The sequence below is a fragment of the Rhizobium sp. 01T444 genome, from assembly GCF_056398305.1.
Genome location: NZ_JBFTPD010000019.1, coordinates 105,493 through 128,695, shown reverse-complemented (window position 1 = coordinate 128,695; position 23,203 = coordinate 105,493). Strand labels below are relative to the sequence as shown.

The following is a 23,203-nucleotide window of genomic DNA, read 5'->3' as shown; positions in this document are numbered from 1 at the left end:
TATCGGTATCGCCGACATCCTGAAGCAGCCGCGGAAAGATCGGCAAGGTGAGGCCAATCCCGGCGGCATCGAGGATCACGGTGGCATAGATGACTGTGAGCGCTTTTTTCATGGGATCATCTGAAAATTTATCACTGATAAGTTCCTTATCGCTGATAAATTGAAATGGCAACAGCGAATGGAAACAGGATGAAGGTGGACCGGGCGCAGATCGTCAACGAAGCGCTGAAGCTCTTGAACGAGGTGGGCATCGATGCGCTCTCCACGCGCATGCTTGCCGATAGGCTGAATGTGCGCCAGCCTGCGCTCTACTGGCATTTCAAAAGCAAGCGGGCGCTGGTGGAGGCCATGGCCGAGGAGATCATGGCGCGCGGCCACACCCACGACTGGCCGGTCGTGCCTGATAATTGGCGGGATTTCATGCTCGAAAACGCCCGTGATTTCCGTCGCACGCTCTTGAGTTATCGCGATGGCGGCCGCGTGCATGCCGGCACGGAAACCAGTCCGCAGGATCTTCCCAATGTCGAAGCCCATATCGCCGTTCTCGTCGAAGCGGGCATGGAAGCGGAATTCGCTATGGAACTGCTCGTCGCCATCGCCCGCTACACTGTCGGCTGCGTCATCGAGGAACAGGCCGAACCGCCGCCGGAACAGGAAAAGCTCGATGCGGCCGCAGCCGATTTCCCGCTGACGCGCCGGGCGATCACGCATTATCGCAATCGCGGCCACGAGGCTTTCTTCGAGGCCGGCCTCAGGATGATGATCGACGGCGCCGCCCTTCGGTTGTCGCAGGACGCCTAAGTCTCAGTCGCGCATCGCCCAGCGAATGCCGGCGGCGACCGAAAGCCCCAGCAGCGGCCATATTGCCCAGAATGTCCCCTGCCATGTCAGCATGTTGATGGCGACGATGCCGACCCCGATGACGGCAAACGCGGCGACGCGCTGATCGAACCGATCCTGCCTCCGCACCCATATCATTGCCGTCACGAAGGCGAAGGCAAGCATCGGCCAGACGGCCCAGAACTCGCCTTCCCAAGTGGCAATGTTGATGAAGACGAGCACGGCGCCGATAAGAGCGAGAATGCCGCCGAGCTTGCGCAGCCTGCCGCGCGGGCGCAGCGCCGGGGCCGGTCTTGGCGCTGGCATTTCGACGGGCCGTTCGGGAGCGGCTGCCGGCTTCCGCGGCTCCGCGCTGATATCGCCGATGCGCACGGCATAGCTAGGCACGGCATCGGCAACGTTCTTCATCTCCAATGCCCCCAGAAAGTCGAACCCGACAGCCACCTTGTTTCGCACCTGGTCATAGACCGTGTTCGAGATCACGATCCCTCCGGCCGGCGCGGACGCTTGCAGGCGGGCAGCGATATTGACGCCATCGCCGTAGATATCCTCGCCTTCGACGATGACATCGCCGAGATTGATGCCGATGCGGAAGAGCATGCGCCCATCCGTGGGCCGCGCTGCATTCTTGCCTGCTAGCTCGTTCTGCACGTCGATCGCCGCCCGCACCGCTTCGACAACGCTCGGGAAATCGGCCAGCAATCCGTCGCCCCAGGTATTGACTACGCGTCCGCCATGCGAGGCGATGAGGCGGGACATGGCATCGCGATAATGCTTGAGCATGGCGAGCGTGCCTTCCTCATCCGCGCCCATCAAGCGAGTATAATCCTGCACGTCGGCTGCAAAGATCGTCGTCAGCTTGCGTTGTGTCTCGCTCATGAAATCCCCCATCGCCGCCGGCCGGAACTGGCTTCGTTATTCTATAAGTGGGATCGCAGTCTTGTTTCGGTAGTCCGCTCCAGCGCGGGCTACCATCCCACATTCCTAGAATTGCGTAATAACGCTGATGCCCGTGCCTTCGGCCTTGTCGAGCGTCATCAGCGCCGGCACTGCCTCTGCCAGGCTGATGCGCCGGCCGATCAGTTTCTGCGGCGCGATCTTGCCGGCGGCGAGCATCGAAAGCATGGCATCGTAGCGCCAAGCCTGCATGCCGTGGCTGCCGTAGATTTCCAGCTCATGGCCGATCACCTGCGCCATCGGGATCTGCGGCGTGGAATGCTCGCCGAGCATCAGCCCTACCTGCACATGCCGGCCGCGCCGGCGCAGGTTCTTGATCGAGTTGAAGCAGGTGACGGGGTGGCCGAGTGCGTCGATGGAGACATGCGCGCCACCCTTGGTGATTTCACGCACCGCTTCGGCCACATCGGCGACCGTGGAGGCATTGATCGTGGCGACGGCCCCGCATTCGCGTGCAAAGGCAAGCTTCTGCTCGGATATATCGACGGCAATAGCATTCGCGCCCAGCGCAGTCGCGATCATGATCGCCGAAAGCCCGACGCCGCCGCAGCCATGTACGGCAATCCATTCGCCGGGGCCGGTGCGCGCCTGATCGGCAACCGCGCGGAAGGAGGTGGCGAAGCGGCAGCCGAGGCTCGCTGCCGTGGCATCATCAACGCTCTCGGGCAGGTGCACCAGATTGGTATCGGCATAGTCGATGCCGACATATTCCGCGAAGGAACCCCAATGGGTGAAGCCCGGCTGGAACTGGTTGGGGCAAACCTGCTGGTTGCCGGAATGGCATTCACTGCAATGGCCGCAGCCGGAAACGAAGGGCACCGTCACACGGTCGCCGACCTTGAAGCGCACGACACCTCTGCCGGTCGCGACGATCTTGCCGGCAAGCTCGTGGCCCGGCACATGCGGCAGGTGGATATCCGGATCATGGCCCATCCAGCCGTGCCAGTCGCTGCGGCAAAGCCCGGTTGCGCCGACTTTGATGACCACACCGTCTTCCGTCGGCGTCGGGTCCGGCACGGTGCGGATATCAGGCGCCTGTTCGAAAGCTTCGTAATACATGGCTTTCATCTGTCTTCTCCTGGGCGGGATATGCGTGTCTTCATCCATGATGGCATGCGGCGAGGGTTTTCATCCAGTCGCCTTTCCATCATTTTCCTTTATGGACCCATCGTTTTAGAACCATGGCACACGCATCAATATTTCAATCCTAGCGCACTATCGGGCATTTTATTGCTTCGATGTTTCAACCGTCAATTTGCGCTTGACCGCCCCCGACAGGGAGGATTTTGCTTTGCCGACTTCATGAGGAGAGCCGCAAATGCCCGTCGATACGTCACCCCGCACGACCACCTGGACCTATGTCGACGGAGAGTGGATTGCCGGCAACCCGCCGCTGATCGGGCCGACCTCCCATGCCATGTGGCTGGGCTCCACCGTCTTTGACGGCGCCCGCTGGTTCGATGGCATCGCGCCCGATCTCGACCTGCATTGCCAGCGTATCAACCGTTCCGCTGTCGCCATGGGCCTGAAGCCGGTGAAGACTGCTGAAGAGATCGAGGCGCTTGCCTGGGAAGGCGTGAAGAAATTCGACGGCAAGACTCCGATCTACATCAAGCCGATGTATTGGGGCGAGCATGGTTCGCCGGGCAGTGTCGTGGCCGTTGATGGCGAATCCACCCGCTTCGCGCTCTGCCTGTTCGAAGCCGCGATGGGCGGCCATGGCGGCTCTTCGCTGACCGTCTCGCCCTACCGCCGCCCCACGCCGGAAACCGCAATGACCGATGCCAAGGCAGGCGCGCTCTATCCGAACAGCGGCCGTGCGATTGCCGAAGCGAGAGGCCGCGGCTTCGACAATGCGCTGATGCGCGATATGAACGGTAATGTGGTCGAAACAGCTTCCTCGAACGTCTTCATGGTCAAGGACGGCGTCGTCTTCACACCGATTGCCAACCGTACCTTCCTCGCCGGCATCACGCGGCTGCGCGTCATCGGCTTGCTGCGCAAGGCCGGCTTCGACGTGCGCGAGGCGACACTTTCTGTCGAGGATTTCATGGGCGCCGACGAGATTTTCACGTCGGGCAACTATTCGAAGGTCGTCGGCGTCAACAGGCTCGACGGCCGCAATTTCCAGGAAGGTCCGATTACCCGCAAGGCGCTGGAGCTCTACATGAACTGGGCTTATGGGCGCGGGGGGAATGAGGAGTAGTGTGGCCGCTGCCTAGCGTCTCACCGCATAAAGCTCTACGCCATCCGTGAAGCCTTTTAATCTGTGGCTTCCTACTGACACGGCATCCTCAGGGCGCACCTCATTGAAAAAGTCCTGAGACATCAGCAAGGCCTCCCCAAGCTCACTGCACACGCCCTGAATGCGGCTGACGAGATTCACATCCCCGCCGATCAGCGTGAAATCCAGTCGCCGGCCGGAGCCGATATTGCCGTAGCTGACCTCGCCGTGATGCAGCGCGATGCCGGCCTTCGCGCCGATCCCGTCATAGTTGAAACCATCCAGCGCCTCGAGAATCGCCCGGGCAGCCGAAAGCGCTGCATTGCAGGTTCGGGTCGCATCATAGCCGGGGAAGAAGGCGAGCACCGCATCGCCCATGAACTTCAGCACTTCGCCGCCTTCTCGCGTGATCGCCGGAATGACGTGGTCGAAATAAGCGTTCAGCAACCCGAGCACGGTTTCGCCCGGCAAGCGGTTGGAGAGTTCGGTAAAGCCGCGCAGGTCGCAGAGCAGCAGGGCTGCCTGCATGGATTCGATCTCGCCCTGGCGGATGCGGCCGGAAAGGATACGGCTTGCCGTCAGCGGCCCGATATAGGTGTCGAGCAGGCTGAGCTCGACCTGGCGCAGAATGCGGAGTTCGCTGGTATTGCGCAGCGCCGGCACGATACGTTCGATCACCTGCATCTCCGAAGCGGTGAAGCCGCCCGGCCGTTTGGTGCCGAAGATGGCGGCACTGACTGGACCGTCGGCATTGCAGAGCGGCGCGATCATCAGCTGCACGAGGCCACGCCCGGCGAAGACGTCGATATGCTGCCAGCGGCCATGCGGGCTCTGGCCAGGGCCGACGACGAGCATTTCACGGCTTTCGAAAACCTTTTGCAGTGGCGTATTGGCAATGGCGAGCCGTGTGCCATGCTCGCGGTCATGGATTTCCACCGGTTCGCCCGGCGCCCAGGCGATGGTGCGGCCGATATATTCCGGGTGCAACGTCATCAGATGCAGCGTCAGCCGATCGACTGGAACACCGAGCGCCCGAAGGCGGCGCCCGAGGCCGGAGACGAGGCCGACCTCGTCGAGAGCATGACATTCGTCGCCGGTCAGCCATTCGATGAGGCCGAGCACCGCAGTCGTGTTGAGGCTATTGGCCGGTGCCCTGGTTTCAACGGCGTAGTCGATGTCGAGCAGGTTATTCACGAGTGTTCTCCTTCGCTGGGACGGTGCGCTCAGTGAGCGCCGCCGCCGGAGACCTGGCCGGTTTTTTTCAGAAGCAGGGAGGCGAGCAGAGCGATGACGAGGGCGACGCCGAGCAGGAAGAAAGTGTCGCTGAAGGCCATGATATTGGCCTGCTTGCGCAGCTTCAGTGCGATGGCGACGACCGCCTTGTGCGTGGCAATGGCCTGGTCGCTGACGCCGTGGCTCATGAAATAGCCCGTGAGCTTTGCGACGCGATCGCGGGTGGCTTCCTCGAAGACGGAGACCGAATTGGTCAGGATATTCGAGTGGAACTGCTCGCGCTTCGACAGGAAGGTCTGCAGCGAGGCGATACCGACGGCGCCGCCGAGATTGCGCATCATGTTGAAGAGGGCGGAAGCCGAACCGGCATTCTCCGGCTCGATACCTGCGGTGGCGATCGCCGACAGCGGCGTGAAGACGAGGGCCTGACCGACGGCACGCACGACATTCGGCCAGAAGAGCTGATCGCTCGCATAGTCGCCCGTCATATGAACGTTCATGAAGTTTGAGGCGGCGAAGAGAACGAAGCCGACGACGATCAGCAGGCGGATATCGAAGTGCTTCATCAGGCGCGGCACCAGCGGGATCAGCAGAAGCTGCGGGATGCCGGTCCAGGCAAGCACCAAGCCGATCTGCTCGGAATTATAGCCCTGGATACGGGTTAGGTAGATCGGCAGTACGAAGACGGAGCCATAGAGCGCGATACCCAGCAGGAAGTTCGCAAGGATGCCGAAGCCGAAGTTGCGGCGAGCAAACAGGCGCAGGTTCAAGAGCGGATGGGCGACTTTCAGCTCGATGATGAGGAAGAGCGTTAGCGAGACGGCGGCAATGATCGTGAGGCGGACGATGAAATCCGAGCCGAACCAGTCTTCCTTATTGCCTTCTTCCAGCACGGTCTGAAGTGCGGCAAGACCGATCGCCATGGTGATGATGCCGGGCCAGTCGCCCTTGGCGAGCAGGCCGAGATTCATCGGTGCACGATCGAGCGAAGCCCAGAGCATGCCGACCATCAGCGCGCCGGGCACGAGGTTGATATAGAAGATATATTCCCAGCCCCAGTTTTCGGTGAAATAGCCGCCGATGGTCGGGCCGATCGCCGGCGCGAAGGTGGCCGAAAGGGCAAAGAGCGCAAGACCGATCGGCTGCTTGGGCTTGGGCAGAAGCGTGATGATGATGGTGAAGGCCATCGGGATCAGCACGCCACCGGAAAAGCCCTGGATGGCCCGCAGAATGATCATCTGCTGCAGGTTGACCGCAAAGGCGCAGGCGACCGAGAAGACCAGGAAGAGCACTGCGTTGACCAGCAGGTAGTTGCGCACAGAGAAGACCCGGGCAAGCCATGCGCTGAGCGGAATGACGACGATCTCGGCGATGAGATACGAGGTCGAGATCCAGCCGCCATCGTCGGTGCCGGCGCCGATGGCGCCCTGAATGTCGGCCAGCGAAGCATTGACGATCTGGATGTTGAGGATCGCCATGAAGGCGCCGAGTGTGGAGCCGACGACGGCGGTCCACATGCGAAGCGGGCTCATGGCGGGTTTGACAGCGGGGACCGTCGCTGCGGCGGGGCGCGCGACCGAATTGCTGTTTGCGGCGATCTGAAGCGTAGCCATGACTTATCTCCTTCCGGCTCTGCGGAAAACTGTCTCATGACGCTTTTCGGGTGATAATTGAGAAAGGGATGGAAGGATCATCCAGCAGGAGTGGATAATCCTTCCTCCGCGGCCGCGGAGGTCTGAGCGGCCTTGGTATCGATATCGGGGATAACAGACATGCCCGAGCGCAGCAGGCCCGCAAGGCGTTCGTCATCGATGACGATCTTGACCGGGATGCGTTGGACGATCTTGGTGAAGTTGCCGGTGGCATTGTCGGGCGGCAACAGCGAGAATTCGAGACCGCTGGCCGGCGAGACGCTATCGACATGGCCCTTGATGGCAACATCCGGGAAGCTGTCGACCTTGATCTCCACCGTCTGGCCGGGGCGAACGAAGGTCAGCTGCGTTTCCTTGAAGTTGGCGACGACATAGACCGCATGCAGCGGCACGACCGCCATCAGCTGGGTGCCTGAGGTGACATACTGGCCGACGCGGATCGAGCGGGCGCCGACCGTGCCGTCAACGGCAGCGACTATATCCGTATAGGAGAGGTTCAGTTCGGCCTGGCCGGCGGCGGCAGCAGCGCGGTCGCGCTGGGCGAGCAGTTGCTCGCGCTGCGTCTGCAGCACCGGCACCTTGTTCTCGGCGGCAACGAGTGCCGCCTTATCGCGCTCGACAGCAGCGGCGGCCTGATCCTTCAGCGACTGGCTCTGTTCTGCACGGGATTGCGTGCCGGCGCCGTTGGTGATCAGCCGGCTGGCGCGGTTGGCATCGGACTGGGCGAAGGTCAGCGAGGCCTGCGATGCATCGAGCGTTGCGCGGGCCTGCGCAATGATCGACTGCTGCAGCGAGATCTGCGCATCGAGATTGGTGACGGCGGCCTCAGCAGCCTTCACATCGGCCTTGGCCTGTGAGAGGGCGGCCTGGAAATCGCGGTCGTCGATGCGGGCGAGAACCTGCCCGGCCTTGACGGTGTCATTGTCATTGACGAGGACCTGCCTGATATAGCCGGCGACCTTCGGGGCAACGGTCGTATAATCTGCCTTCACATAGGCATCATCGGTGGATTCGATGAAGCGGCCGACTGTCCAGTAGCGGTAGCCGAAATCGCCGGCGAAGGCGACACCAGCAAGCAGCGCTGCGGCGATGACGGCGCGCTTGATGAGCTTGCGGCCGGTCTTCCCAGGGGTCTCTACGACCGCGGCGGCGGCTGCAGCCATCGCTTCTGCAGCCGGTGCTGCAGCTTCTGCGGTGGGGGCGGTTCCGGCCTGCTGGACGTTCTTGAAAACTTCGTTGCGGGGCAGTTCGACCATTGTCCTTCTCCATTCGTCTCGGCTTCATCAGTGCGAAGCCCTGTTCGATGAGCGGAAGATGGACCCGGACATGCTTTCTGATAATCTGCTGTTTTCGGGAAGGATCATCAACTCTCAGCGGATAATCGAGGAATAATATGGATCGGCTGACCAGCCTCACAGTCTTCGGTCGGGTGGTGGAATGCGGCGGTTTTTCCGCTGCCGCGCGGCGCCTCAACATGTCCGTCACCATGGTGGGCAACCATGTGCAATCATTGGAAGATCGCCTCGGCGTACGGCTATTGAACCGCACCACGCGCAAGGTCAGCCTGACCGAAACCGGCAAATATTATTATGAGCGCTCGTCGCAGATCCTGGCCGATCTGGAAGAGGCGGACCGGGCTGCCGGGGCCTTGAGTTCGACGCCGCGCGGCACGCTGAGATTCTATACGAGCAGCGCCATCGTCCGCTTCCTGCTGCCGGTCATCAATGAGTTCATGACGCTCTATCCGGCGGTTCAGATCGATTTCAACATCGGCGAGCGATCGGTGGATATGATCGAAGACGGGTATGATCTGGTGATCCGCACGACGCCATCACCGGATTCGAGCCTCGTTGCGCGCAAGCTGACGCCCTGGCGGCATTTCCTCGTCTGCTCGCCGGACTATCTGAAGACCCACGCCATGCCGACGACACCGGCGGAGGTCGCCGGGCACAATTGCCTGCAGTATGCCTACTATCCCTTTGGCGAGGAATGGCGTTTCGAGGGTACCGAGGGACAGCCGGAAAGCGTCAAGGTGGGCGGCAGCATCATCTCCAACAGCGCCGAGACCCTGCGTTATCTGGTGCTGAACGGGCAGGGCATCTTCCTCGCACCAAGCTTCGTCGTCTTCGAGGATCTGGAGGCCGGCCGCCTGGTGCGAATGATGCCGGATTATCGCGGCGTCGAGATCCATATCAACGCCGTTTATCCGAACCGCAGCCACTTGCCGACTAAGGTGCGGCTGTTCCTCGACATGCTGGTGGACCGTTTCGCCGAACACCGAAAATGGATGGCATGAAAAGCGTCCGGCGGGACTGTTTATCTCACCGGGCGCCCTTACGGTCCTTGTCAGATGACTTTCAGCACGATCTTGCCCTTGCTATGCGGGCGTTTGCCTTCCAGCATCTCATGCGCCGCGATCGCCGCATCGAGCGGCAGCATATCGCCGACATTGGTTTCGAGCTGACCGGCATCGACCATCGCGGTGATTTCGCGGAGCTCCTTGGTCGTGACATTGACGAGGAAGAAGAAAGCTTCGATGCCCTGCGTTTTAGCTAGGTCCTGATCCGGCTGCGAAACGGCGGAAACAAGCTTGCCGCCGCGCTTCAGCACAGCAAAGGAGCGTGTCTGCGTCTCCCCGCCGACAAGATCGATGACGGCATCGACCTCATGGGCAAAGTCCTCGAAACGCTGGCTGCGGAAGTCGACGGCGACATCGGCGCCGAGTCGCTTGACGGTCTCGATATCGCTTCCGCTTGCCGTGGCGATCACCTTCAGCCCGGCCTTGTGGGCGAACTGCACCGCATAGGCGCCGACATTGCCCGCCGCGCCATGAATGAGCACCGTCTGTCCAGCCGTCAGCCTAGCGTGGTCGAACAGCGCCTGCTTTGCGGTCACCGCGATGACGGGGATCGAGGCGGCTTCGACATGGCCGATGCTTGCCGGCTTCACGCCAATCATGCCGGCTGCGGCAATCGCATATTCGGCATAGGCGCCGATGAAGCGCGGATTGGTGACACCGTAGACCGCATCGCCGCGGGCTACATGGGTGACACCTTCGCCGACCGCTTCCACCGTGCCCGAGAGATCAGAGCCGAGCGTCAGCGGTAGCGGCTGGGGCAGGGCGCTGTTGCCCGAACGGATCCAGCCATCCCAGGGACCGACCCCGGCCGCATGCACCTTGATCAGAACCTCATCCTTGCCGGGCGCGGGGATCTCGACATCCTCGGCAATGATGGCTTCCGGCGGTCCGAATGCATGAACCCTGTAGGCTTTCATGGTCGTCTTTGTCTCGCTCTCGGTAATCGTGGTCATCTTCTGCTCCTTCGTGTGAACCGGCTCTCCGGTTTCGATGGAGTGAAGATGCCGCCATCGAAGACTTTCGATAATCCCTGCTGTTCGGGAACGATTATCAAGCATCAGAGGATAATCCGGTCCGGCCGCGCGTTCTGCCGGACCGACATTTTATCACGGCCGGACCGGCGAGCCGACATATCCGGCAGACTGGATATAGGCGATGGGCGCAAAGAAGTTGCCGCGGGCATTGAAGGCCATCAGCCCTTCCTCGCTCAACGCCGCCCGCACGGCCGGGCGGGCTGCGACACGCTTCATGAAGGCAGGAAGGGCGGGAAAACGATCGAGATCGATTTCGATCCAAGGCGACCAGTTGAGGCAGACGAAGAGATAGGCATCCGCGACCGTGAAATTCTCGCCGGTGAGATAGGGACCGGCAAGGCGTCCATTGATCCAGTCGAGGCGTTTGTTCACGACCGTGCGCATCGCCTCATGTGCGGTGGCGTAATCGGCATTGAAGAGCATTGCCATCGGCTTGTGCAGTTCCGACGTGATGAAATTCAGCAGGGATTGCACCTGATTGCGGCCAAAGTCGCCGATCTCGGGCAGCATCCTTCTGCCCTCAGGCGCGCTATCGGCAAGAAGCTGCACGATCGCCGGCCCCTCCATCAGCACCTTGCCATCGTCGAGCATCAGCGCCGGCACATAGCCGTTGCCGTTGATGGCGAGATAGTCCTCGCCGTTGCTGGTGCGATGCGTCTTTCGATCGACCGTGATGAGCTCGATATCGATATCCAGTTCCCGGCAGACGATATGCGGCGAAAGCGAACAGGCGGCCGCGTGCATATAGAGTTTCATAGGTTCCTCCTTCTGCGGCAGCGTGAAACCGCCTGCATCAATTCGTTGGACATTTGTACTATTTCGCATAAAATTCCTGTGGTCAATTATTTTATGCGAAATGGTACAAAATGAACGAGAAGAAGCGCGGCCGCCCGAGGGCCTTCGATGCGAAGGTGACATTGGAAAAGGCGAGGGAGGTGTTCTGGGATCGCGGTTTTGCCGGCACGTCGCTGGACACACTGAGCGCCGCTACCCAGCTCAACCGCCCGAGCCTCTATGGTGCCTTCGGCGATAAGGAAGATCTCTATCTCGATACCCTTGAGGGCTACCGCGCCGAAAGCATGGACGTGCTGGCAGATGCGCTCGACCCATCGCTGCCCCTGCGTCAAAACCTCGCGCGTGTCTATCAACGTGCGCTGGCCATCTATCTACACGGGGAAACCGCCGCACGTGGCTGCTTCCTCATCGGCACAGCAACAGCCGAGGCGATCCAGCATGAGCGGGTCCGGGAAATATTGAGCCGCAGCCTCGACGATTTCGACGGGGAGATCGAAAAACGCATGAAGCTCGCGATAGAACGGGGCGAATTGCCCGACCGAAGCGATCCTCACACGCTTGCAAGGCTCGCTTCCGCCGTCATGCATTCGCTTGCAGTCCGTGCGCGGGCCGGCGATAGCCGCGAAACGCTCGAGGCCCTGGCACAGTCCGGAGTGGACATGATCTGCGGCAAAGCCTGAGGCTCAGGCCTGCTCTTCCTTGGTGCGCACTAGCCATGTGAAGGCCGCGCCCGCGAGCAGGAGGACGCTGGTACCGAGAAAGACCGCCGGCATGCCGATATGCCCGCCGACGAAGCCGCCGAGAACGGGCCCGGCGACCTGGCCCACATATTGCGAGGAGATGGACAGGCCGAGAATGCTGCCGGCAGCACTATCGGGCACACTATGCCGGATGACGGCAGTAATGCAGGGCAGGAGCCCGCCAAGCGCCAGGCCCATCAGGAAACGCAGAGCAATCAGCTGCCAGGAGCCGGTGACGAAGGCCTGCGGAATGAGCAGCAGTCCGGCAACCGCGAGCGCGCCGGCAATGACMGGCCAGTGGCCGATCCGGTCGGCAAGCTTGCCGAGCCGCGAGGCCGACAGAATGCTGCCGAGCGCCGCCGCCGACATGACGATGCCGGCCACCATCGTCACCTGACCCTGATCGGGCACCAGTTGCGCCACATAGACGGTGATGATCGGCTCGATCGACATATTGGCGAGCATCAGCAGCAGCCCGGTCGCAAGCATGGCGACCACCGGCCCCTTGTCGGGAATGGATTTCCAGCCGCCGGATGCCTTGGCCGCCTGTTTGCGGGCCGCCGATTTCTCCTCCTTGATGAGGAAGGTGGTGGCGAGGAAGGCGAAGAAGATCATGCCGCCGGCTGCGAGAAACGTGCCGCGGATGCCGATGATGGGCGGCAGCGCCCCACCGATCAGCGGGCCGACGAGATTGCCGGCCATGATGCCGGATGAGAGCACGCCGAGCGCCCAGGCGGAGCGGTCCTTTGGCGTCTGTGTCGCCACCAGCACCATCGAGCCGGAGGCGTAACCGCCCGCCAGGCCGACGAAGAGGCGCAGCGCCACCAGCTGCCAGACGCTGCCGGCCATGCCCATCAGCGAGATGGCGATGGTCATGCCGAGGCTGGCGCGCACCAGCATCAGCTTGCGACCGTAGATGTCGCCCAGCCGGCCCCAGAGCGGCGCCACGCAGGCGGCGGCAAAGAAGGTCGCGCCATAGGCAATGCCCGACCACTGTACGATCGCCGCATGATCACTCACGCCAAGCTCCTCCACGTAAAGCGGAAGGAAAGGAAGCAGCAGCGTCATCGCCACGATGGTCGTGAACGAGCCAAGCAGCGAGATGACAAGATTGCGTTTCCAGTAGGCGGAGCCAGGCGCCACCTTTGCGGCGTCCCATTGAGTGTCGGTCATTGCGGATCTTCTTCGGTACAGTCTGGCCGTGGCCAAGATGAAGCGATCCTCACTTTACGCACCGCCCTGAGGGCTGCCAAGGACGGATTCCGGCCGATCCGACCTGCCGTCATCAGGAAAAACGCATCGAAAGCCACGATTTTGCCTCTAACTGATTGCAATATGCAATCAGAATTACAAGGGAGGAACAATCATGGATCACAGGGACGAAAGCCGTGCGCAGATGCTGCGCGCGCTCTATGCAGCCTATCTGGATCGCCGGAAGGATATCGTCGGCGCTATGCTGACGGAGAACTTCACCTTTTCCAGCCCGCAGGATAATCATATCGACCGCGCAACTTATTTCGCGCGCTGTTGGCCGAACGAGCCGCAGCTGAACGCCTTCGATATCGAGTTCCTGGCGGTCCGTGGCGATGAGGCCGTCGTCCGCTACCGGGCCGAAATGACTGATGGCAAAGCCTTCCGCAATATCGAAAGCTTCCGCTTCGATCGCGACCGCATAGCATCCGTCGATGTCTATTTCGGCCGCAACACCGCTTAGAAAAACCGTATCGCCGATGTCGTGATGATGATGATCGAAACCGCAATCATCAGCGGTTTCACCGGTAGCCGCTTGACGAGGATCGCTCCGAAGGGCGCGGCGATCACGCCGCCGATGATAAGGCCAACCGCTGAGCCGAGTTCCGACCAGCCAAGCGTCAGCACGAAGGTAATCGAGATGATCAGCGTCACCGCGAATTCGGTGAAATTGGTCGAGCCGATCACCCGCTTCGGATCGTGGCCGCGGCCGACAAGCGAGCTGGTGACGATCGGTCCCCATCCGCCGCCGCCGATCGCATCCAGCACGCCGCCGCAAAGTCCGACGGGCGGCACCATCCAGTCGCGGACATCGCGCTTCGGCATCGGGTGGAAGGCTTTCCAGAGGATCACGAGACCGATGGCGATCAGATAGGCCGAAACGAAGGGCTCAATGACCTTGCCATCGACATTGGCAAGCAGAAAGGCGCCGGCCGCCCCGCCGATCATGCCGGCGGGTGCGAGCCGCGCCACGAGCTTCCAGTCGACATTGCGGTGCCAGGCATGGGAAATGCCCGATGCGGCCGTCGTGAACATCTCCGTCACATGCGTCATCGCGCTGGCATTGGCGACCGGCACGCCGAGCGCCAGCAGGCTGGTCGTCGAGAGCACGCCGAAGGCCATGCCGAGCGCGCCATCGACGATCTGAGCGCAGAAACCGACGATGATGAATAGGAAGAAATCCGTGGTCATGAAGATCCCTGGTGAGCAAAAGCTCGACTGAAAACACGCCTAACGCATGTCGCGCAAAGCTGTGCAGCGGCTTTGCGATTACGACATGCAGAGAACAAAGACCTAAAGCGTGGCAGCGAATCTGAAAGATCGCGACACGCTTTGAGGGTGAAAAAAGTTCCGTTTCAAGCGTCAAGAGCGCTCCGTTTGAGGCGGATGACCTTGAAGAAGCCCTTCGGGAAAACCGGCAATATTTCAATGGCATCGAAACCGCTCGCTCGCGCCCAGTCGATGATCCGGCTGATCCGGAAGGAGGAGCTCCAGCCGATGCGCCGGGCAAGCGGCGCCACGGCCTCCTCGATCGCGCCCTGCAGGCCGGCGCCGTCGCCGAGCTTGCTGGCCAGAATGATTTCGCCACCTGGCCGCAGAACACGGGCGCATTCATCGAGCGCCCGTTCCGGCTCGGGGATGAGCGTGATGACGAAAGGCAGGCAGACAGCATCGAAAGACTGGTCTTCGAAGGTCAGCGCGTGCGCGTCCATCACCTGCAATTGCCGGATATGGAAGAGCTTCTGTCTTACGACCTTTTCCCGCGCCCTGGCGATCATATGCTCGGAAATGTCGATGCCCGTCACCCGGGATCGCCGAGGGTAGTGGGAGAGCACCAGCCCGGTGCCGACGCCTATTTCCAGAATGTCCGTACCGGCGTCAGCGGCAAGCCGCGCCAGCGTGCGATGCCCGTCGCGCAGGAGACCGCGATAGACCTGATCATAGACCGGTGCCCAGCGCTGATAGATCTTCTGCTGGTCTTCCGCCTGATTTTGAACTTGTCCCCGATTTTGAACTTGTCCCATGAGAGCGCCTCCTCCAGACCCTGCCTTCAAACTCGTAAAGGCAGGCTCCGGTTCCGGCGACACGACAGAGGAGTTGTCAGATGTGCTGCTTTCGCCTTCGGCGGAAAATTTTCTTCCCGCCGAAGAGCGCTTCGATCATTCCGCCGGCGTGCGCAGATTGGTTTCGATGGCCGCGAGTTCGTCACTGACCGAGCCGGCGACCACGCCATTGCCGCGCAGCGACTTGTTGGAAATGTCGATCATCGGCGCGAAGGTAGCGGTCGGCATGCGGACATCTTCCTTCACGGGCTCTTCGACGGGCAGGGCGTCTGCGAGGCTCGGCCGATCGCCGCGCGCCACTTCGAGCTGGCCGCTGAGGATCGCGCGTTCGGCGCGGAGCTGGCGGATTTCCGACTTGGCGATTTCAAGGCTCGTCCGCAGCTGGCTGATTTCATAGCGGTCGGTATCGAGGCGCGTGTCGAGATCGTGCTTGAAAGCTTCGATCTCGCGGTCGCGCTTGCTGCGCTGGCCTTCGGCCTCGCGCAGCTTCATCACCAGATCGTTGCTGTGGGCAGCGAGCTCGCGGCGGGCGGCTTCGCTTTCCGTGCCGTTGAGACGAACGCGGTTGAGCTCGTCGGTCATCCGCTCCAGGCGTGCCAGCGCCGTGGCGAGTTCGCCCTTCGTACGCTTCAGTTCCGCACGGGTCGACTGCAGTTCCTCGTCCGTCATCTTGTTGCGGCCGTTGGCGGTCGACAGCAGCTTCTCGACAAGCTCTGACTTCGAACCGATCGCCTCGTGCCTGGTGCGCAGGTTTGCGATTTCGAGCGTCGAGGAGGTTTCCAGCGTCTCGAATTCGGTTTCCAGGCGGCGATAGCGTTCCTCGGAAGCGACCAGATCCTGCTTCAGGTTGGCGACGGAGGACTGCAGGCCGCGTGTCAGCGCCTCATGCTCGGAAAGATTGGTCTTGAGGTGGCTGCGCTCTTCGTTGAGACGGGCGATTTCGCGAAGCTGGATGCTGTTTTCGCGGCGCGAGCTTTCAACGAGCAGCTGATGGGCCGTGGTTTCCAGTTCCAGCTTCTCGCGGGTGCTCGCCAGTTCGCGGCTGCGCGCATCATGATCCTGCTGCGTGCGGCGAAGCTGTGAGGAAACCTCGTCGAATTGCAGCGCCCGGTCGCGGATCTCGCGCTCGGCATCGATCAACCGCGCCTCGACGACGGTGAATTCTTCCCGCGTCAGCTCATGCACGCCCTGCAGCTTCACCAGTTCTTCGCGGTAAGTGCCGGCCTCGACGCGAAGCTGGCTGCCGTCGAGCTTCAGCTCCTTGTTGTCGGCCGTCAGGCGCTGGTTTTCCTGGTCAGCCTTGCGCCGCGCATTGCTCTCATAGTCGAGGAGCGAGCTCAAACGCGAACATTCGGCCCTCAGAGCGCCCGTTTCGTTGAGCGAGTGACTGTGCGCACCGAGCAGCGAGGAAACCCGCTCCTGCAGCGACGTCAGGCTAACGAGCAGCTCCTCGGAAGATTGCTTGTTTTCCTCGATTGCCGTGCCGAAAGCCTGGAAATCATCGACTTCCGAAACGCTGTACTGCACCGGCGGTTTGTCCACGAGACCCGTCTGTTCGGTGACGGACAACATCTGGCGATGGCTGGATACTCTCAAACCCGGCTTGACGGGTTCTTCATTACGACGAAAAAAGCTCATGACCATCACACGCCCCGAAGTTGATGTCAGAAGTCCCTGAAATGATTTATGCAATGCTAATTAAGCTATTCCTATCAAAGGTTGCGCTAACGCTCTTTGATAGCCCTGGATTGCATCTAAGACGCGCTATTCATCGCCTGTCAAAAGCGCCCAAAAGAAATTAACAGTTTTTTATTGAAATAACGGCCGCCGCCCCTAAGCGCGGCTGCCGGACCCGAGCGTGCCTCATCTTCCAGGGGCGATTACGGGAATGTGAGCGCCGCAAGGAGAGGGATTTTATTCCTTTGCATGGCAGTTCCCGTCTTGTCGTCACGCTGCTTCATATCCCTGAAAGCGCGACATCTCCGGGTGATTTATGCGTGTGGAGAAAGCCCGTGACGAGAGGCAATTTTTCCTCGAAGCGGTTGTTTTTTGATAATTCGCCGGTTGCCTCTCAATGCTTCCCCTCCTATGTTCCGCCTCACCTGCCGATGACGCAATCTATTGCCAAGAGGAGATCTGATATGGCTTTCGAATTGCCTGAACTTCCCTATGACTACGAAGCCCTTGCTCCCTTCATGTCGAAGGAGACGCTGGAGTTCCACCACGACAAGCACCACAAGGCATACGTCGACAACGGCAACAAGCTCGCAGCGGAAGCCGGCCTTGCCGATCTCTCCCTGGAAGAGGTCGTCAAGAAGTCCTTCGGCACCAATGCCGGCCTGTTCAACAATGCTGCGCAGCACTACAACCACATCCATTTCTGGAAGTGGATGAAGAAGGGCGGCGGCGGCAACAAGCTGCCGGGCAAGCTCGAAGCTGCCTTCAATTCCGACCTCGGCGGCTATGACAAGTTCAAGGCCGATTTCGCCGCTGCCGGCGCCACCCAGTTCGGCTCCGGCTGGGCCTGGGTTTCCGTCAAGAACGGCAAGCTCGAAATTTCCAAGACCCCGAACGGCGAAAACCCGCTCGTTCACGGCGCCACCCCGATCCTCGGCGTCGACGTCTGGGAACACTCCTACTACATCGACTACCGCAACCTGCGTCCGAAGTACCTCGAAGCCTTCATCGACAGCCTGATCAACTGGGACTACGTCCTGGAGCGCTACGAAGCGGCGACGAAGTAAGCACTTCCGAGCATCTGATTTTCAGCACCCGGCGCCGCAAGCGCCGGGTGTTTTCGTTTCTGCTTCTATTCTCCTGCAATCTATCCGCCAAGGATGGCTTGACTCATTCATACCCGATTGGCTATAGATCGATCCATAGCCAATCGGGTATGAATTCAAATGTCGAATGCTCAAGATGCGCTGTTCAGGGCGCTTTCCGATCCGACCCGTCGGGGCATCTTCGAGCGCCTGTGCCGTCAGGGCGAGAAGACGGTTGGCGCTCTGACGACTCACGCGGGTGTGTCTCAGCCGGTTGTTTCGAAACATCTGGCGGTGCTCAAAAACGCCGGCCTCGTGCGCGACCGCCATGAAGGTCGTCAGACGCATTACAGCGCCGAAATCCGCGCGCTTGCTCCGCTCGCCGACTGGACGACGGAGATGGCCGGCTTCTGGGAGAGCCGGTTCGACGCTTTGGAAGATTTGCTCAAAAGGATGGACCAATGAACGACACCGCAACTGAAATCCGCTCCGTCATCGTCGAGCGGGAAATCGCGTTCCCGCCGGAAAAGATCTGGCGTGCGCTCACCCAACCGCATCTGATCCAGGAATGGCTGATGAAGAACGACTTCAAGCCCGTGCGCGATCACAGCTTCAAACTGACCGCCGAGTGGGGCTCCGTCGATTGCCGGGTACTGGAAATCGAGCCGAACCGAACGCTCGCCTATACCTGGGATGCCTACGGTCTCGAAAGCACCGTTACCTGGACACTGACACCTGTCGAATCAGGCACGCATCTGCGCATGGAACAAGCCGGCTTCCGTCCGGATCAGGAACAGGCCTACCAGGGCGCCAAGTTCGGCTGGCAGCGTTTCTTCGAAAATCTGGAACAGGTGCTGGCGCGCGCCGACTGAAGCATGACGCACGGCGTCTGATTGTTTGAGGAGGAAGAATAATGAATTGGAACAAGGCGATCCGCCAGCTTCACCGTTGGCTGTCCATCATCTTCACGGTGACTGTCATTGCCAATTTCGCCACCATGGCGGTGGGCGCTCCGCCTGCCTTTGTGGTTTACTCGCCGCTACCACCACTCTTTCTGCTATTGTTCAGCGGCCTCTACATGTTTGCCTTGCCCTACTTTGCCGGTCGCCGGGAACAGGCGTCGGCCGCAAGGTAAGGAATCGCAGCTACCCGTAAAAGGGTTTGTCCCCATTCCTGCGTAAATACCTCATCTTGCGTTGCCGAAATGCCTACGAAAACAGCGTCGATAAAGGGTAAGGCAGCGCAAGCGAGGGCATTTCGTTTCGTGCAAAATATTCGAGTGATCTTGTCTCAGTATCTGTCCACCCGCCGCGATCTTCGATGACCCGACATTTAAATAGCGTGACGACATATTCGACCTGATCGCCGTTTGGATAGGTGTAGCGAAAATCTCTACCTCCAAAAACGCCGAGGATGTTGGTAGGGGTCACTGCAAGGCCAGTCTCTTCCATGACCTCACGAATGACGGCTTCTTCCGGGGTCTCCCCTGGTTCAATTGCGCCGGCAGGCAAGCTCCATCCCTCTCCCGAAGCTTTTTCCTGTAAGAGCAGATTGCCACGGGGATCGTGGATCACAGCAGCAATCGAAGGCAGGATCAGCAAGCGGTTTCCGATCAGGCCGCGAAGCTCCCTTATGTAGGATGTCATCTGGAATGCTCCTCAGAGGATAAGACCCATGTTGTATGGGCCGGACGACCGATGCAAGAGCGGTATTGGCGGGGCTCCCAAGACCGCGGCTGGCCCGTCACATCGCTGTCATCCGCCGCCTCTACATCACGCCGCATGTCTTCCGCCGATCTTCCCCTTTTCCGCTTCGGCATCATCGCCGATCCGCAATATGCCGCATTCGAACCGCAGGTCGAGATGGGGCGCTATTACGCCAACAGCCTCGCCAAGGTCGGTGCCGCGATCGAGACCTTCAATGGCGAGGAGCTGAGCTTCGTCATGACGCTCGGCGATATCATCGACCGCGATTTCAAGAGCTTCGACGATATCCTGCCGGTCTATGACACGCTGTATCACGAAGCGTTCTTCCTGCTCGGCAATCACGATTTTGGCGTGGCTTCTGAGCATCTGGAAAAGGTCGCGGGACGGGTCGGCATGCCGGCGCCCTATTACAGCTTCCAGCGCCACGGTTTCCGCTTCATCGTACTCAACGGCAATGAGGTCAGCACCTTCGCGCCGCCGGAAGGCCATCCCCACCGTGCGCTTGGCCGCGAGCGTCTGGCGGCTCTGCTGGCAGCCGGCGCCGACAACGCCCATGAGTGGAACGCATCGCTGAGCGACGAACAGTTCGCCTGGCTGGCTGGTGAGATCGAAGCAGCGAAAGCGGCGGGCGAGAAGGTGATCGTCATGAATCACTTCCCCGTCCATCCGCCCTGCGAGCATGACATGTGGGACCGGCAGCGCATCGTCGAGCTTCTGTCCTCGCAGGAAAACGTCGTCGCCTATCTCAACGGCCATAACCATGTCGGCAATTACGGCAAAGTCGGTGGCTGCCACTTCGTCAATTTCAAGGGCGTGGTCGATACCGAGAGCGAAAACACCTTCGCCATCGTCCATGTCTACGAGAACCGGATGGAGATCCGCGGTTTCGGCCGCGAGGATAGCCGCACGCTCAACTACTAAGCCACTTCCGTTGCGATCGCCGCTGGCTGTGCCCGGTGCTCCTGCGCGTCCTTCTTCGGCGGCGTGCCGAACATGCGCGAATATTCGCGGCTGAACTGCGAGGCGCTTTCATAGCCCACCTGATAGGCGGCATTGGCGGCATTAATGCCATCGGCCACCATGAGCCGCCGCGCTTCCAAAAGCCGCAACTGTTTCTGATATTGCAGGGGGCTCATAGAGGTCAGCATCTTGAAATGCTGGTGAAAGGAGGAGGGGCTCATCCTTGCTGCCGCCGCCAGCTGCTCCACGCGCACCGGCGCCGTGAAATTGTCGCGCAGCAGGTGAATGGCATCTGCCACACGCCGCGTCTGGCTGCCGGGCAGCGCCAGCTTGCAGACCTCGCTGCCATTCTCGCCGGACAGCAGCCAGAAGCTGATCTCGCGCAGGATCGCCTGTCGCAGGATCGGGATAGATTTCGGTGTGTTGAGCATGCGCATCAGCCGCAGGATGCAATCCTGCAGCTCTGCCCCGAAATGCTGCACGAAAACGCCGGGACCGCCCTCACCCGAAGGCTTCGGCGGAGTTTCCATCGCCTCCAGAACCTCGCGCAGAATGGTGACATCGAGTTCCAGCGTCAGCGCGATCATCGGCCGTTCCACGCTTGCCTCGATCACCTGGCCGAAGGCAGGCATTTCCACGCTGATAACCAGCGCCTGCATGGCTGTATAGGTATAGAGCCGTTCTCCGAACATGATCTGCTTGGCACCATCGATGATGATGCAGAGCGCCGGCCGGTAGATCGCAGGCTTTGGCATGGTCAGCGTGGAAGAACGCATCAGGTAGAAGCCGGGCAGGGCAGTTGCAAACAGCCCGTCGCCGCCACCGTGGCTGTCCATGTACTGGTTGAGTACAGTCTTGATTTCATTGGACATCGTCATTCTCCGGGTAGCGGCCTTTGCCCGCTATCCTACTCCGTAGACCGGAGGCGACAACCTATCTGGAGGAATAGGCAAGAAGTTCGAGGCTTTCGGCATTCAAGAAAAGGGGTGTCAGGACCTAGATTCCAGTCATCCGAACAAGGAGTAACTGAGATGACCGATCAGAACACGAATTCGAAAATCGCAATCGTCACCGGCGGCAGCCGCGGCCTCGGCCGCAACACCGTCGTCAGCCTCGTCCGTGATGGCGTCGACGTGATCTTCACCTATAATTCCAACCGCGCCGAGGCCGACAAGGTCGTCGCCGAGATCGAAGCGCTCGGCCGCAAGGCCGCCGCCCTGCAGCTCGATACCGGCAATGTCGCCACCTTCGATGCTTTCGTGGACAATGTCCGCTCGGTGCTGAAGGGCTGGGGCCGCGAGCACTTCAACTTTCTCGTCAACAATGCCGGAACCAGCTACCATGCCTCGATCCTGGAGACGACCGAAGAGGAAATGGACAGGCTCTACAACATCCATTTCAAGGGCGTCTTCTTCCTGACCCAGAAGCTCCTGCCCGTAATCGCCGACGGCGGCCGCATCGTCAATCTTTCCAGCGGCCTTGCCCGCGTCGCCGTGCCGGGTTCCTCGGCCTACGGCTCGCTCAAGGGCGCCGTCGAGGTGCTGACGCGCTACATGGCCAACGAACTCGGCGCCCGCGGCATCGCCGTCAACACGGTCGCACCCGGCGCCATCGCCACCGATTTCAGCGGCGGCATGGTGCGCGATAATCCGGAAATCAACCGCAGGGTCGCTTCGATGACGGCACTTGGCCGTGCCGGCGTGCCCGATGATATCGGCCCCATGATCGCCTCGCTGCTGACGGAAGCCAACCGCTGGGTCAACGCCCAGCGCATCGAGGTCTCCGGCGGCATGGCGCTCTGAGTTCTTGCTGGATGGAGGGTTGGCGGGCTTGGCTCACGCATTGGCCGCCAGCGGCTTTTCCGTCCAGCTCTCGGTCCACAGCGCGCGCAGACCGTCGCCTTCACCCTTGAAGAAGACGTCGGCTTCGGCACAGGCCTCCACCCGGTCGCCGCGGAAATTGCGGATCGCTTGCCTGAGTTCGCACCAGGCAACGATATTGGCGGTTTGGGAATAATAGATCAGCGCGATCGGGCGGATCATCCGCTCGGTCGTGCGTCCCATTTCGTCGCGATAGTTGAGCGTGAGTTTGCGTTCGTCGCGGATCGCACGGCGCACAATGGCAAGGTCGACGCCTGCAGGCGCCTGGGCGACCGTGCCCCAGGCAAACAGCGCCTTGTTCTCCATCGCCTGGCGCAGCGGTGCGGGTACTGCGCCGGCAAGCTTCTGGTTGACGCGCCGGGCGGCAAGCTTCAGCTCTTCGTCGCCGGTGCGCTCCAGGAGCGCCAGGGACAGCACGATCGCTTCCGTCTCTTCGATCGAAAACATCAAAGGCGGCAGATCGAAGCCCGGCCGCATGATATAGCCAATGCCGCGCCCGCCCTCGATCGGCACGCGCATCGCCTGTAGCGCAGCGATGTCGCGGTAGATCGAGCGCACCGTCACCTCCAGCCTCTCGGCCATGACGGCTGCGGTCATCGGCTTCTTCGCCAGCCGCAATATCTGGATGATCTCGAAAAGCCTGGAGGCCTTGCGCATTTGTCGCCCTTTCTCCAACGCTCCTGACAATACACTGTCAGTTGGCTTCCCGTATAGAGCCATCTATCGGATTGAAATTGATGAATTTCC

Annotated in this window: 25 protein-coding genes; 11 read left to right on the top strand and 14 right to left on the bottom strand. The window is 60.8% G+C overall.

Annotation, left to right across the window (positions count from 1 at the left end):
- Positions 1-189 precede the first annotated feature (189 nt).
- Positions 190-801: a tetracycline resistance transcriptional repressor TetR gene (gene tetR / locus AC1DTN_RS24115; protein WP_477922929.1), complete on the top strand. Its 612-nt coding sequence runs from the start codon at positions 190-192 to the stop codon at positions 799-801.
- 3 nt (positions 802-804) lie between these two features.
- Here the strand turns inward: tetR and AC1DTN_RS24110 are convergent, their stop codons facing one another.
- The gene (locus tag AC1DTN_RS24110; RefSeq protein WP_439014349.1) at positions 805-1,719 is read right to left on the bottom strand and encodes an adenylate/guanylate cyclase domain-containing protein; all 915 of its coding nucleotides are present in this window, start codon (positions 1,717-1,719) and stop codon (positions 805-807) included.
- 105 nt (positions 1,720-1,824) lie between these two features.
- Positions 1,825-2,865: a zinc-dependent alcohol dehydrogenase family protein gene (locus AC1DTN_RS24105; protein ID WP_439014350.1), complete on the bottom strand. Its 1,041-nt coding sequence runs from the start codon at positions 2,863-2,865 to the stop codon at positions 1,825-1,827.
- Between the two features lie 250 nt (positions 2,866-3,115).
- Here AC1DTN_RS24105 and AC1DTN_RS24100 point away from each other — a divergent pair, with 250 nt between their 5' ends.
- Complete coding sequence (locus AC1DTN_RS24100; RefSeq protein WP_439014351.1) at positions 3,116-4,003, top strand: branched-chain amino acid aminotransferase; 888 nt, start codon at positions 3,116-3,118, stop codon at positions 4,001-4,003.
- Positions 4,004-4,015: 12 nt separating this feature from the next.
- Here the strand turns inward: AC1DTN_RS24100 and AC1DTN_RS24095 are convergent, their stop codons facing one another.
- The 3 genes from AC1DTN_RS24095 to AC1DTN_RS24085 form a co-directional block, all read right to left on the bottom strand.
- The gene (locus AC1DTN_RS24095; RefSeq protein WP_439017180.1) at positions 4,016-5,197 is read right to left on the bottom strand and encodes an adenylate/guanylate cyclase domain-containing protein; all 1,182 of its coding nucleotides are present in this window, start codon (positions 5,195-5,197) and stop codon (positions 4,016-4,018) included.
- A 47-nt stretch (positions 5,198-5,244) separates the two neighbouring features.
- Positions 5,245-6,867 (bottom strand): MDR family MFS transporter, encoded by a 1,623-nt coding sequence (locus AC1DTN_RS24090; protein WP_439014352.1) that lies wholly within the window; start codon positions 6,865-6,867, stop codon positions 5,245-5,247.
- A 77-nt stretch (positions 6,868-6,944) separates the two neighbouring features.
- Positions 6,945-8,162, bottom strand: a complete 1,218-nt coding sequence (locus AC1DTN_RS24085) for an HlyD family secretion protein (protein ID WP_439014353.1) — start codon at positions 8,160-8,162, stop codon at positions 6,945-6,947.
- Positions 8,163-8,299: 137 nt separating this feature from the next.
- Here AC1DTN_RS24085 and AC1DTN_RS24080 point away from each other — a divergent pair, with 137 nt between their 5' ends.
- Positions 8,300-9,202: a LysR family transcriptional regulator gene (locus AC1DTN_RS24080; protein ID WP_439014354.1), complete on the top strand. Its 903-nt coding sequence runs from the start codon at positions 8,300-8,302 to the stop codon at positions 9,200-9,202.
- Positions 9,203-9,252: 50 nt separating this feature from the next.
- Here AC1DTN_RS24080 and AC1DTN_RS24075 read toward each other — a convergent pair whose 3' ends face one another.
- Together AC1DTN_RS24075 and AC1DTN_RS24070 are read right to left on the bottom strand one after the other, a co-directional pair.
- On the bottom strand, positions 9,253-10,218 hold the full coding sequence (locus AC1DTN_RS24075; protein ID WP_477922927.1) for an NADP-dependent oxidoreductase: 966 nt from the start codon (positions 10,216-10,218) through the stop codon (positions 9,253-9,255).
- A gap of 153 nt (positions 10,219-10,371) precedes the next feature.
- Positions 10,372-11,055 (bottom strand): glutathione binding-like protein, encoded by a 684-nt coding sequence (locus tag AC1DTN_RS24070; RefSeq protein ID WP_439014356.1) that lies wholly within the window; start codon positions 11,053-11,055, stop codon positions 10,372-10,374.
- A gap of 110 nt (positions 11,056-11,165) precedes the next feature.
- On the opposite strand from AC1DTN_RS24070, the gene AC1DTN_RS24065 reads away from it, so the two are divergent.
- Positions 11,166-11,774 (top strand): TetR/AcrR family transcriptional regulator, encoded by a 609-nt coding sequence (locus AC1DTN_RS24065; RefSeq protein WP_439014357.1) that lies wholly within the window; start codon positions 11,166-11,168, stop codon positions 11,772-11,774.
- 3 nt (positions 11,775-11,777) lie between these two features.
- Here the strand turns inward: AC1DTN_RS24065 and AC1DTN_RS24060 are convergent, their stop codons facing one another.
- Positions 11,778-13,007 carry an MFS transporter gene (locus AC1DTN_RS24060; protein ID WP_439014358.1) on the bottom strand — a complete coding sequence of 410 codons (1,230 nt, stop codon included), beginning with the start codon at positions 13,005-13,007 and terminating at the stop codon, positions 11,778-11,780.
- A gap of 193 nt (positions 13,008-13,200) precedes the next feature.
- On the opposite strand from AC1DTN_RS24060, the gene AC1DTN_RS24055 reads away from it, so the two are divergent.
- Positions 13,201-13,548: a nuclear transport factor 2 family protein gene (locus AC1DTN_RS24055; RefSeq protein WP_439014359.1), complete on the top strand. Its 348-nt coding sequence runs from the start codon at positions 13,201-13,203 to the stop codon at positions 13,546-13,548.
- On the opposite strand, the gene AC1DTN_RS24050 is transcribed toward AC1DTN_RS24055, so the two are convergent.
- The 3 genes from AC1DTN_RS24050 to AC1DTN_RS24040 all read right to left on the bottom strand — a co-directional run bounded on the left by AC1DTN_RS24050 (position 13,545) and on the right by AC1DTN_RS24040 (position 16,786).
- On the bottom strand, positions 13,545-14,276 hold the full coding sequence (locus AC1DTN_RS24050; RefSeq protein ID WP_439014360.1) for a sulfite exporter TauE/SafE family protein: 732 nt from the start codon (positions 14,274-14,276) through the stop codon (positions 13,545-13,547). The two genes, AC1DTN_RS24055 and AC1DTN_RS24050, sit on opposite strands and share 4 nt — an antisense overlap.
- 164 nt (positions 14,277-14,440) lie before the next feature.
- Positions 14,441-15,109: a class I SAM-dependent methyltransferase gene (locus tag AC1DTN_RS24045; protein WP_439014361.1), complete on the bottom strand. Its 669-nt coding sequence runs from the start codon at positions 15,107-15,109 to the stop codon at positions 14,441-14,443.
- A 135-nt stretch (positions 15,110-15,244) separates the two neighbouring features.
- A complete protein-coding gene (locus AC1DTN_RS24040) occupies positions 15,245-16,786 on the bottom strand; it encodes a coiled-coil domain-containing protein (protein WP_439014362.1) in 1,542 nt (513 codons plus the stop codon).
- A 503-nt stretch (positions 16,787-17,289) separates the two neighbouring features.
- Here AC1DTN_RS24040 and AC1DTN_RS24035 point away from each other — a divergent pair.
- The 4 genes from AC1DTN_RS24035 (at position 17,290) to AC1DTN_RS24020 (ending at position 19,045) form a co-directional block, all read left to right on the top strand.
- Complete coding sequence (locus tag AC1DTN_RS24035) at positions 17,290-17,892, top strand: superoxide dismutase (RefSeq protein WP_007827154.1); 603 nt, start codon at positions 17,290-17,292, stop codon at positions 17,890-17,892.
- 159 nt (positions 17,893-18,051) lie between these two features.
- Positions 18,052-18,375 carry an ArsR/SmtB family transcription factor gene (locus AC1DTN_RS24030; RefSeq protein ID WP_310378030.1) on the top strand — a complete coding sequence of 108 codons (324 nt, stop codon included), beginning with the start codon at positions 18,052-18,054 and terminating at the stop codon, positions 18,373-18,375.
- Complete coding sequence (locus AC1DTN_RS24025; RefSeq protein WP_439014363.1) at positions 18,372-18,782, top strand: SRPBCC family protein; 411 nt, start codon at positions 18,372-18,374, stop codon at positions 18,780-18,782. Before AC1DTN_RS24030 ends, AC1DTN_RS24025 begins: the two co-directional genes overlap by 4 nt.
- A gap of 41 nt (positions 18,783-18,823) precedes the next feature.
- Complete coding sequence (locus AC1DTN_RS24020; RefSeq protein ID WP_310378027.1) at positions 18,824-19,045, top strand: hypothetical protein; 222 nt, start codon at positions 18,824-18,826, stop codon at positions 19,043-19,045.
- Positions 19,046-19,118: 73 nt separating this feature from the next.
- Here AC1DTN_RS24020 and AC1DTN_RS24015 read toward each other — a convergent pair whose 3' ends face one another.
- On the bottom strand, positions 19,119-19,556 hold the full coding sequence (locus AC1DTN_RS24015) for an NUDIX domain-containing protein (protein ID WP_439014364.1): 438 nt from the start codon (positions 19,554-19,556) through the stop codon (positions 19,119-19,121).
- Positions 19,557-19,691: 135 nt separating this feature from the next.
- Between AC1DTN_RS24015 and AC1DTN_RS24010 the strand changes: the two genes are divergently transcribed.
- Positions 19,692-20,537 (top strand): metallophosphoesterase, encoded by an 846-nt coding sequence (locus AC1DTN_RS24010; RefSeq protein WP_439017181.1) that lies wholly within the window; start codon positions 19,692-19,694, stop codon positions 20,535-20,537.
- Here the strand turns inward: AC1DTN_RS24010 and AC1DTN_RS24005 are convergent.
- The gene (locus AC1DTN_RS24005) at positions 20,534-21,448 is read right to left on the bottom strand and encodes an AraC family transcriptional regulator (protein WP_439014365.1); all 915 of its coding nucleotides are present in this window, start codon (positions 21,446-21,448) and stop codon (positions 20,534-20,536) included. The two genes, AC1DTN_RS24010 and AC1DTN_RS24005, sit on opposite strands and share 4 nt — an antisense overlap.
- A 159-nt stretch (positions 21,449-21,607) precedes the next feature.
- Here AC1DTN_RS24005 and AC1DTN_RS24000 point away from each other — a divergent pair, with 159 nt between their 5' ends.
- The gene (locus AC1DTN_RS24000; RefSeq protein ID WP_439014366.1) at positions 21,608-22,378 is read left to right on the top strand and encodes an SDR family NAD(P)-dependent oxidoreductase; all 771 of its coding nucleotides are present in this window, start codon (positions 21,608-21,610) and stop codon (positions 22,376-22,378) included.
- Positions 22,379-22,411: 33 nt separating this feature from the next.
- Here AC1DTN_RS24000 and AC1DTN_RS23995 read toward each other — a convergent pair whose 3' ends face one another.
- Positions 22,412-23,113, bottom strand: coding sequence for a helix-turn-helix transcriptional regulator (locus AC1DTN_RS23995; protein ID WP_439014367.1), 702 nt, complete (start codon positions 23,111-23,113; stop codon positions 22,412-22,414).
- Positions 23,114-23,203: the final 90 nt, after the last annotated feature.

Bases quoted from the DNA above. Each gene is read 5' to 3' on its own strand.
- AC1DTN_RS24070 (WP_439014356.1), bottom strand. From the start codon at position 11,055: ATGAAACTCTATATGCACGCGGCCGCCTGTTCGCTTTCGCCGCATATC.
- AC1DTN_RS24000 (WP_439014366.1), top strand. From the start codon at position 21,608: ATGACCGATCAGAACACGAATTCGAAAATCGCAATCGTCACCGGCGGC.
- AC1DTN_RS24065 (WP_439014357.1), top strand. From the start codon at position 11,166: ATGAACGAGAAGAAGCGCGGCCGCCCGAGGGCCTTCGATGCGAAGGTG.
- AC1DTN_RS24050 (WP_439014360.1), bottom strand. From the start codon at position 14,276: ATGACCACGGATTTCTTCCTATTCATCATCGTCGGTTTCTGCGCTCAG.
- AC1DTN_RS24085 (WP_439014353.1), bottom strand. From the start codon at position 8,162: ATGGTCGAACTGCCCCGCAACGAAGTTTTCAAGAACGTCCAGCAGGCC.
- AC1DTN_RS24105 (WP_439014350.1), bottom strand. From the start codon at position 2,865: ATGAAAGCCATGTATTACGAAGCTTTCGAACAGGCGCCTGATATCCGC.
- AC1DTN_RS24020 (WP_310378027.1), top strand. From the start codon at position 18,824: ATGAATTGGAACAAGGCGATCCGCCAGCTTCACCGTTGGCTGTCCATC.
- AC1DTN_RS24040 (WP_439014362.1), bottom strand. From the start codon at position 16,786: ATGAGCTTTTTTCGTCGTAATGAAGAACCCGTCAAGCCGGGTTTGAGA.
- AC1DTN_RS24010 (WP_439017181.1), top strand. From the start codon at position 19,692: ATGTCTTCCGCCGATCTTCCCCTTTTCCGCTTCGGCATCATCGCCGAT.
- AC1DTN_RS24015 (WP_439014364.1), bottom strand. From the start codon at position 19,556: ATGACATCCTACATAAGGGAGCTTCGCGGCCTGATCGGAAACCGCTTG.
- AC1DTN_RS24055 (WP_439014359.1), top strand. From the start codon at position 13,201: ATGGATCACAGGGACGAAAGCCGTGCGCAGATGCTGCGCGCGCTCTAT.
- AC1DTN_RS24100 (WP_439014351.1), top strand. From the start codon at position 3,116: ATGCCCGTCGATACGTCACCCCGCACGACCACCTGGACCTATGTCGAC.
- tetR (WP_477922929.1), top strand. From the start codon at position 190: ATGAAGGTGGACCGGGCGCAGATCGTCAACGAAGCGCTGAAGCTCTTG.
- AC1DTN_RS24090 (WP_439014352.1), bottom strand. From the start codon at position 6,867: ATGGCTACGCTTCAGATCGCCGCAAACAGCAATTCGGTCGCGCGCCCC.
- AC1DTN_RS24045 (WP_439014361.1), bottom strand. From the start codon at position 15,109: ATGGGACAAGTTCAAAATCGGGGACAAGTTCAAAATCAGGCGGAAGAC.
- AC1DTN_RS24035 (WP_007827154.1), top strand. From the start codon at position 17,290: ATGGCTTTCGAATTGCCTGAACTTCCCTATGACTACGAAGCCCTTGCT.
- AC1DTN_RS24005 (WP_439014365.1), bottom strand. From the start codon at position 21,448: ATGTCCAATGAAATCAAGACTGTACTCAACCAGTACATGGACAGCCAC.
- AC1DTN_RS23995 (WP_439014367.1), bottom strand. From the start codon at position 23,113: ATGCGCAAGGCCTCCAGGCTTTTCGAGATCATCCAGATATTGCGGCTG.
- AC1DTN_RS24025 (WP_439014363.1), top strand. From the start codon at position 18,372: ATGAACGACACCGCAACTGAAATCCGCTCCGTCATCGTCGAGCGGGAA.
- AC1DTN_RS24075 (WP_477922927.1), bottom strand. From the start codon at position 10,218: ATGACCACGATTACCGAGAGCGAGACAAAGACGACCATGAAAGCCTAC.
- AC1DTN_RS24080 (WP_439014354.1), top strand. From the start codon at position 8,300: ATGGATCGGCTGACCAGCCTCACAGTCTTCGGTCGGGTGGTGGAATGC.
- AC1DTN_RS24030 (WP_310378030.1), top strand. From the start codon at position 18,052: ATGTCGAATGCTCAAGATGCGCTGTTCAGGGCGCTTTCCGATCCGACC.
- AC1DTN_RS24110 (WP_439014349.1), bottom strand. From the start codon at position 1,719: ATGAGCGAGACACAACGCAAGCTGACGACGATCTTTGCAGCCGACGTG.